This window comes from Pseudomonas extremorientalis (genome assembly GCF_001870465.1).
GTDB classification, from domain to species: domain Bacteria; phylum Pseudomonadota; class Gammaproteobacteria; order Pseudomonadales; family Pseudomonadaceae; genus Aquipseudomonas; species Aquipseudomonas extremorientalis.
This window is the reverse complement of record NZ_MDGK01000008.1, coordinates 1-1,204: the sequence shown is the minus strand read 5'-3', so window position 1 is coordinate 1,204 and position 1,204 is coordinate 1. Positions and strand designations below refer to the sequence as shown.

Below are 1,204 nucleotides of genomic sequence, written 5' to 3'. Positions count from 1 at the left end.
CTAGAGTTATACTGCCGGATATCCCGTTGCACATTATTCAGCGGGGAAACAACCGGTCTGCGGGGAAATAGGGGGCAGACCACGATTAGTGCACCAATGTATATTGGTGGTCTGACCCCTATTTTTCCTATTTTTACCTATTTTTAATGGAGTCGAAGCTCAGCGTATGGCTAATTATTTACAGGCGCGTGAGGAGCAAGGTTTGCTTAAATACGAAACTGGGCGGCGTTGAAATTAAAACGGAATAGGGGTCAGACCCTGAGGGATGCTAATTTTCCCGCGTCTAACAAAATGTTGGCGAGTCAACTGGGTATTAAAGAAGCTGATGTGGCTCGGTTTATTAGAGAAGAGAAATATACGTGGCATGAGGTTGAAGATATGCGAACACTGCAGTTGGTGCCCTCGTTTATCCATACTGGCAAGGTCGGTTCGATGGATTTTGGTTTGAAATATGGCCATCTTGGCGGAATCGCTGAGAAAAGTTTGCTAGAGGCGCTTAAGAAATGACAGTTATATCAGATAGAGATTTTGGTGAGCTGCATTTTGACGAGGCTTGGACAGGATTGTGTGAAGTGTTTATTTTTGGACGTTTGTGTGAGGTTGAACTCATTGTCCAAACTTTTGATGGTGATTCTATCTCTGATATTCAGAGACTTGCGTTTCGAGAGTTTAGTTCAAATAAAGCTGTCGTCTCTTTGGCCGTAGAAAAGGCTATCTTTAGCTATTACATATGTAGATCTGAGGAATACCGAGATAGCTTTGATGCTGATGAGGTTGATATCAAAGCCCCTAACGCCCATGCAGTTGATCATATGCGGGACTTGGTCACTCTGAAGTGTATTAAAGTATTGTCTCCCTTTGACGCGGGAATGCGTCAAATTGGTTTTATTTTTGATGCGAATTTTGATCCGCAGCTTGGCTTGGGGGTTCTAGTCACTGATGGTTCTGTGGAGACCGTTGATACTCAGGATATCTTACTAGGTTGATAAAAAAAGGAAAAATAGGGGTCAGTCAAAAAAAGGGGACAGTCTCATTTAAGGAAAATAGGGGTCAGACCACGGTTTTGCGCTTTTTAGAGTTCAGCGGAATTGCTCTTTTAAAATATGATTTATTTTTTGTAATTATTCGATTTTGTTGGCCTGGTGATGGGCGGCTAAGCTGTAAGCTCTTATTCATTTGGGGGTTTATATGGCTCGCCGTCCTA

2 protein-coding genes are annotated in these 1,204 nt (G+C 42.7%); both read left to right on the top strand.

Features of this window, described 5'->3' with window-relative positions:
- Nucleotides 1–291: 291 nt before the first annotated feature.
- Nucleotides 292–507: an HNH endonuclease gene (locus BFN10_RS01450; protein ID WP_071488113.1), complete on the top strand. Its 216-nt coding sequence runs from the start codon at nt 292–294 to the stop codon at nt 505–507.
- Nucleotides 504–986: a DUF6985 domain-containing protein gene (locus BFN10_RS01445; protein WP_071488112.1), complete on the top strand. Its 483-nt coding sequence runs from the start codon at nt 504–506 to the stop codon at nt 984–986. Before BFN10_RS01450 ends, BFN10_RS01445 begins: the two co-directional genes overlap by 4 nt.
- The last annotated feature ends 218 nt before the right edge of the window (nt 987–1,204 follow it).

Excerpts from the sequence above, each read along its gene's own strand:
- BFN10_RS01450 (WP_071488113.1), top strand. The coding sequence starts at position 292 with ATGTTGGCGAGTCAACTGGGTATTAAAGAAGCTGATGTGGCTCGGTTT.
- BFN10_RS01445 (WP_071488112.1), top strand. The coding sequence starts at position 504 with ATGACAGTTATATCAGATAGAGATTTTGGTGAGCTGCATTTTGACGAG.